General features: G+C 74.9%; 4 protein-coding genes and 1 pseudogene. All 5 read right to left on the reverse strand.

Translation table 11 applies throughout. The features are described 5' to 3' along the window. Positions 1 to 643, reverse strand: a pseudogene (locus tag H5J30_RS13585) (glycoside hydrolase family 65 protein); the annotation flags it as partial. Further along, positions 640 to 1,437, reverse strand: a complete 798-nt coding sequence (locus H5J30_RS13590; RefSeq protein WP_181787692.1) for an HAD family hydrolase — start codon at positions 1,435 to 1,437, stop codon at positions 640 to 642. The gene H5J30_RS13590 and the pseudogene H5J30_RS13585, both read right to left, overlap by 4 nt. 259 nt (positions 1,438 to 1,696) lie before the next feature. After that, positions 1,697 to 2,587 (reverse strand): pyridoxamine 5'-phosphate oxidase family protein, encoded by an 891-nt coding sequence (locus H5J30_RS13595; RefSeq protein WP_181787693.1) that lies wholly within the window; start codon positions 2,585 to 2,587, stop codon positions 1,697 to 1,699. A gap of 49 nt (positions 2,588 to 2,636) precedes the next feature. Further along, complete coding sequence (locus H5J30_RS13600; protein WP_181787694.1) at positions 2,637 to 2,942, reverse strand: DUF1876 domain-containing protein; 306 nt, start codon at positions 2,940 to 2,942, stop codon at positions 2,637 to 2,639. Positions 2,943 to 3,169: 227 nt separating this feature from the next. Next, positions 3,170 to 6,518 (reverse strand): hypothetical protein (locus H5J30_RS13605; protein ID WP_181787695.1); only part of this gene is annotated, 3,349 nt, incomplete at its 5' end.

The raw sequence follows: 6,518 nt of genomic DNA on the forward strand, positions 1-6,518 counted from the left end.
TGCGTAGGCCGGAGGTACGGGTGCGGCAGCTCAGCCACACCGTGTCGGGGTCGTCGGCGCCGGTGCGGACAGCGGTCAGGTGGCGCCCGGCGAACGAACGGTAGCGCTCGACACCGGAGTTGGTCACGGTGCCGTCGAGCGCCGCCTCGACCTCCAGCGTCCCCGACCACCCGAGCGGGGTCAGCGTGGTGCGCAGCGCCGCCAGGTGCGGCAGGCCCATGTGCACCAGGCGGGCCTCGGCCAGCTCGATCCGGCGCCCTTCCGGGTCGGTGAAGACCGCGCTGCGCTCCAGCACCCCGGTACGCAGCAGCAGGCGCAGCCGGTACGCGGCGGGGTCGGCGTCGGCGGTGGTCAGCCAGGGTCCGGGAGCGCCGGTGCGCGGGCGGGCGCGGAAGCGCAGCGGCAGCCAGTTCGGCAGGTTGACCATGTCCTCGTTGGCGACCTGGCGGCCGGCGACGGTGGAGGTGAGGCGGTTGTAGACGCCGGCGGCGTACGTGCCCGGGTAGTGGGTGTCGTCGGCGCCGGACTCGGGGGCGGCGCCACGCGTGGCGAAGTAGCCGTTGCCCAGCGTGCAGAGCGCCTCCCGCAGCCGTTCCTGCCGCGGGTCGCGGCCCTCGTAGGTCCAGGTCCACTCGTCGCTCACGGGCCGAGCAGCTCCGCCGGATCGCGGACCACCAGATGGGCGCCCGACCTCTTCAGGTCCGCGGCGCTCGACCCGGTGCCTGTCCGGTCCACCCCGACCACCAGGGCGAAGCCGCCGTCCCGGCCGGCTTCGACGCCGGCAAGGGCGTCCTCCACGACCGCGGTCTCCTCCGGTGCGGTCCGCAGCCGGCGGGCCGCTTCGAGGAAGAGGTCCGGCGCGGGCTTGCCCTTCAGGCCGAGGCGGGCGCTGTCGGCGCCGTCCACCAGGCAGGCGAAGTAGTCCCGTACGCCGGCGCGGAGCAGCAGGTCCCGGGCGTGCCGGGAGGCGGAGACGGCCGCGCACGGCACGTGGGCCCGGCGCAGCCGGTCCAGCAGGCGCACGGTACCCGGGTACGCCTCCACACCGTGCTCCGCGACGTGGGCGGTGAAGGCCGCGTCCTTGGCCGCGGCGACCGCCCCCACGCTGCCGGTGCCCGGGGGATCGTCGGGTCCGCCGGGTGGCAGGGCCGTCCTGCGGGCGGCGAGGAAGGCCGTCGCACCGTCGATGCGGGACTTGCCGTCGACGTACCTCCGGTAGTCCTCGACAGGGTCGAACGGTCCGCGCAGCGCCGGTTCCGCGGGCGGGTGGGCGCGCAGGGCGGCGTCGAAGGCGAGCTGCCAGGCGGCGGCGTGGACCCGGGCCGAGTCGGTGACGACGCCGTCGGTGTCGAACACCACGGCGTGCAGGCCGTGCAGCTGCGGCACCAGCCCGTCGCGGGGCGTGCCGACCGGTTCGCCGGGTGCGGTCGCGGCCATCGGCACCGCCTCCTCTCGTGCGTAACGTACGGCCGTCCGGGCACGTCGGCGGGGACCTGCGCGGGAGCGGCCGCGGGCGCCCGGCCAACGACACCCGGATGCCGTCGGGGCCGCGAGGCCGCGGCGGCAGGTGTGCCGGGGTGAGGAGCGCGCCACATGCGGGGCTCAACGCCGTTCCGTACGCGGCGGGCGGCGTCCCGGTCCGGGCCGGGCTGGAGGCACAGGACGACGCGGCCCAGGACGGACGAGACGGGCCGCGCTACTGCCCGCCCTCCGTGATGCGGCGTCCCGTGATACGCGTGGGGCGGATCGACACCCACATCTCCCGTTCGCCCCCGGCCCACGGCGACGCGTGGGCGCCCTCGGCCAGCCTCCGCACGGCGTCCGGTTCCGTGACCACCCGCGCGGATCCGACGACCAGCACGCTCCAGCCCTCGCCCGTGGCCTCGTCCAGGTGGTCGACCTCGAAGGCGACCTCCGATCCGACTGCCGCCGCCGGGACCGAGTCCGGCGCGGTCCGGTACGCGACCGCCTCGCCGACGACCTCGTAGTTGACGGGAACCACCGCCGGGCCCCGCGGTGTCGAGACCGCCACCCGCCCCACACCGGAGGCGGACAGCAGGCGGCGGCACTCGTCGGGCCCGAGTTCCCGCATCCGGGGGTGCAGGAGCGCCTGGCCCCGGCCGGGCGGCAGATCGACGTCGCCGCCGCGCAGAGCGACGGGGGTGGTGCCCAGCACACCGGCCAGCCGGGCGAGACAGGCCGCCGTCGGATCGGCCGCCTGTTCTTCGAGGTACGCCAGGTACTCGGGCGCCATTCCGGCGCGGTGTGCCGTCTCCTCCCTGGTCAGACCCCGGCTTCTGCGTTCCGTGGCCACGCGGCGGCCGATGTCGCCGGGATGGGGCGTCCTGCCGGCCGGGGTGGCAGGCGGCCGGGCGGACCCGGCCGCGTGCTCGTGCCGGTGGCCGGCGCCGCTGATGTGGGCGTCCGGCCCGGGGAAGACGAGGGTCACCTCGTCGGTGTCCGACCAGCGCACCTCGTAGGGAGGCGTGCCGTCCGGATGCCGGATCGTGACGATCTCGCCGTCGCGTCCGGCGGCGCCGATGGCGGGACTTTCGACGACGAGTCGGTCGCCGAGTTCAGCTCGCATGATCGCCACCGTTTCCTCGGAGTGCCGCCGCGGCCGGCGGCCGTGCTCCTCACATCCGGTCCGGGGAGGGCCAGCCGGCCCCCGGGCGAGCGCTCCGCCCGGAGGCGGTAGCCGCGTCGATGTCCTCGATGTCGTGCCGGGCGGTGTCCACCAGCTGCCGGCCCAGGTCGTCGAGCGCCCGGCCGGCCGCCAGCTCGTCACCGATCGTCGGCACGTCCGGGTCCGCGGGGTTCCGGTGCGCGTCCCCGTGCCCGGTGAACTGCGTGGTCCCGGTGTCGAGCACCACGCGCGCCTTCGTCGTCCCCTCCTCTTCGAAGAGGTGGAGGCCGACCTTCCATTTCACGGTGTGGTCCATGGTCCTTACTCCGCATCTCGGTGCGGAGCGCCGGCGCCGGCATGCGGTGCGCTCCGCCCGGAAGGCACCTTTTCCTCCACTGTGTAACGGCGCGCACACTCGATCACAGGGCCGAAGGTCCCTCCCGCCCGGCCGCTCGGCCCGCACCGGGAGCCCCCCTCGCCGATCCCGGCGAAGGGGTCCCGGTGGAGGAGCGGCACCGCCTCCCGGCGGGCCCGCCGGTCCCGTCAGCCCGGCGGCCGCCGGAGGTGTTCCTCCGCCAGCCGCTCGGCCATCGTCTGCTGGTCCCAGAGCTGTCCCGGGTCGTCGGGCATCGCCGCGTCGTACAGCTCCAGGCGGGCTTCGGTGGGCACCCGGCAGAGCCTTTCGCACGCCTCGGCCGTCTCGGTCACCTTCAGCCCGAGGGCGGTACGGGTCTCGGGCGGCAGGGACTTGCCGGTGCGGACGCCGCTGGCGTCGACCCCGGGCAGGCCGGTCAGCCACAGGGCCGCCGCCGCGCGGTCGAGGCCGGCGGCCTTGGCGAGGTGGGCCGCCGCGTCCGGGTCGAACGGCACCGGTTCGCGCCGCTCCAACTCGTCGGCCAGCGAGCGCAGCCGCTCGGCGGTGGCCCAGCCCCGCGCCACGGGGCGGATGTCGACGAAGCCCTCCGGCCGGGGCAGGTCGCCCCGCTGCAGGAACGCCTTGATCCGGTAGTTGCCGTCCGCCTTCGACCGGGCCCAGTCGCCGAAGTGCATGGCGATGTCCAGCGGCAGCTGCCTGCCCGCCGCGGTGGACCGGGCCGCCGGGGGTTCCTCGTCCCCGTCCTCGCCCGGGTCCAGCAGACCGCGGTGCAGCGCCGGATCCGCCAGGGGCGAGGACGCCCAGAAGCGCAGCAGTGCGATCACCGCCGCGCGGTGCCCGGCGGGGGTGACGGCGCTGGCCGCGCGGAGCCCGAGGCCGCCGATGCGGCCGGCCAGCTCCGTCCAGTCGTAGTGGCTCCCGTGGACGGTCCAGTGGGACACGGCCGTCTCCTCGTCGATCGAGCCGGCGAGGAACGCCGAGGCCAGCTCGATCTGCCGGACCGTCCCGCCGGTTCCCTCCGAGTAGTACGAGACCAGCCCGTCCAGGGCGCCGTCCAGGTCCGGCTCCGGTACCTCCAGCAGCCGGGGGGTCTGCCGGTCGAGCACTTTTAGCAGCCGGTCCCGGTGGCGTATCCGGCGGTCCGTCTCCTCGAAGAACCCCGTGAGGCCGTCCAGGAGCGCCGGGTGGGAGACCTCGGGCAGCAGGGAGCCGAAGGCTTTCCGCAGGGCCGCGGCGGAGGTGGCCGCCGCCGCCAGCAGGGCCCGTACGGTGTCCTCGGAGACCTCCCGCAGCGCCCGCGAGCCCGGCAGGTCACGGGGCGTCAGATGGTGCCAGAACGCCTTCGGCGGCATCCGCCTGGTGCCCGCGGCCATCGGGGACGAGTGGTTGACGATCCAGCTCTGGTCCATCATGTAGATCCGCCAGTGGGCGGCGCCGGTCTCCGGGTCGCGTGCGGTGACGTCGTAGCCGCCGTCCAGGAGCAGCCGCCGGTCCGAGCCGGGTACGTCGAGGAGTCCCCAGGGAACGGGGGGCCTGATCGACCAGCGGGCGTGCGGCAGGGATCCGGTCGCCGGGAGCGCGGTGCCGTGGACGCCGTCGATGCGGTGGTAGCGGACCTGTCCCGTCACGCGGTCGTAGGAGACCCGGAAGCCCAGGTGGGTCCCGTCGGTGCCGAGGGGCGAGGCGGCGGTGCCGGTGGCGACCGGGGCCAGCGACGAATGCTCGATCAGCCAGCCCTCGTCCGGGCCCAGCAGGGACGGGTCGAGGAACGCGGGCAGGCCGGGCTCGCCGAGCTGCTCGGTGGCAAGGTCGATCGGGCGCACCACCCGGGATTCCCTGTCCACGCCGGTGTACCACCAGTACGTGCGGCCGTCGTGGAACATGTGGCCCTCGGGACCGACGCGGCGCTCGCCCAGTACCAGGGGCCGGTGGCCGGTGAACCGCCGGGCGCGGGGCCCCAGGAACGTGTAGCCGGAGCGCGTCCTCTCGCCGTACCGCCACTTCCAGGAGGTCTCCTGTTCCCTGTGGATCTCGCCGGGCGCCCCCGACCAGTAGAGGCTCTGCTCCTGGTTGACGGCGTGGAAGACCTGGAACTCCCCCTCGGAGAACAGCGCCCGGACGTCGTAGTCGAACCGGGCGGCGCCCTTCGGCACCACGAACCGGTGCTCCGCGATGCGGCCGCCGGGGCCGATCGCGATGGCCTTGGCGCGGTCGTGCACGCTCAGGATGGGCCAGCTGGCCCGGCACCAGTTGTCCTTGCCCGTCAGCTCGGCGGCGGCCTCGTCCAGCGCGTCCCAGCCCAGTTCGTCGAAGATGCCCGCGCGGAGCGTCCTGGTCAGCGGAGTCACCAGGTCGATGGCGGCGAGCCGGCCGAGGAGGTCCGGCAGCTCCGCCACGGCCCGCCGGGACAGCGTGCCGTAGAGCCAGTCGAACGCGTCGAGGGCGCTCTGCAGGGTGCCGGACGTGGCGCAGTCCAGCCGGTCGTCGATGATCCCGCGCAGGAAGGGCCGCAGGGGTTCGATCGTCCATGCCCGCTTCCAGCGCTCGTCGTCCCACTTGTCCTCTAGGAGGGAGTGGACCAGCGGGACGGCGAACCGGTCGTCGGCGGTCAGCGCTTCGAGGTCGACGCGGTCGTGCTCCCACCAGTACCCGAGCAGCAGCTTCGGGTCGGGGTCCGGCACGGGGATGCCCGCCGCCAGGCAGCCGCCTACGACCGCGGCGTCGATGCGGTACTCCTTCGCGGTGCCGGTGCCGAGGCGCAGCGGGCCCTCCTCGGGGCCGATCCGGGCGGCCAGGCGGGGCAGCAGGTCCAGCAGCTCCCGGGGGGCCCTGGGCGGACGTTCGTCGAATCCGCGGTAGCGGCGGAGCATCGCGGTCAGCCACCGGCCGGTGTCGTCGCCGAGCAGGTCGAAGGCGCCCGCCTCGTCGAGGAAGGCGACCCACCAGGCGTCCATGTCCGAGTACGGGAGGTCGGCCAACTGCCGCACCAGCCGCAGCTTCACCGTGTCCGACGTGGCGACGGCGGCCAGCCAGGTCTTGCGCTGCGAGGTCCAGAAGCCGTCGGCGGCCCGCCAGAGCGCGGGGGCTTCGACGAGGGACTCCAACAGGGATCCGTGTTCGGCCGCGACGTCGAGGCCGGCGGCCCTGGCCAGTCCGGTGAACTGCTTGAGCATGTCGGGCCAGGGCGGGAGGCCGCCGAGCGTACGGCGCACCGCCAGCTCCCGCAGTTCCTCGTACGCGCCCGCGGGGTCGCCCCCGCGCTTGCCGAGGTCCGCGACGTAGCTCTTGATGTCCTTGACCGAGAGCGCCCCGGCGAGGGCGAACTCCAGGAACACCGCGCGCTGTCTGGCCGGGTCGACGGCCGGCAGGTGCCGGTCCGCCTGGCGTGCCCGGCCGAACATCATCGCGGCCTGCCGGTGGCGGCCGGCGGCGGCGAACGCCCGGCCGACCTGTTCCCAGTAGGCCGGGAGGTGGTTGTCCGGCAGCGTCGCGGCGAGCTGCCCGTACAGGTCGAGC

Origin of the sequence: Streptomyces phytophilus, assembly GCF_013870535.1 — a bacterium.
Taxonomy (GTDB): Bacteria; Actinomycetota; Actinomycetes; order Streptomycetales; family Streptomycetaceae; genus Streptomyces; species Streptomyces phytophilus.

Coding starts and splice junctions, on each gene's coding strand:
- H5J30_RS13590 (WP_181787692.1), bottom strand. CDS start 1,437: ATGGCCGCGACCGCACCCGGCGAACCGGTCGGCACGCCCCGCGACGGG.
- H5J30_RS13595 (WP_181787693.1), bottom strand. CDS start 2,587: ATGCGAGCTGAACTCGGCGACCGACTCGTCGTCGAAAGTCCCGCCATC.
- H5J30_RS13600 (WP_181787694.1), bottom strand. CDS start 2,942: ATGGACCACACCGTGAAATGGAAGGTCGGCCTCCACCTCTTCGAAGAG.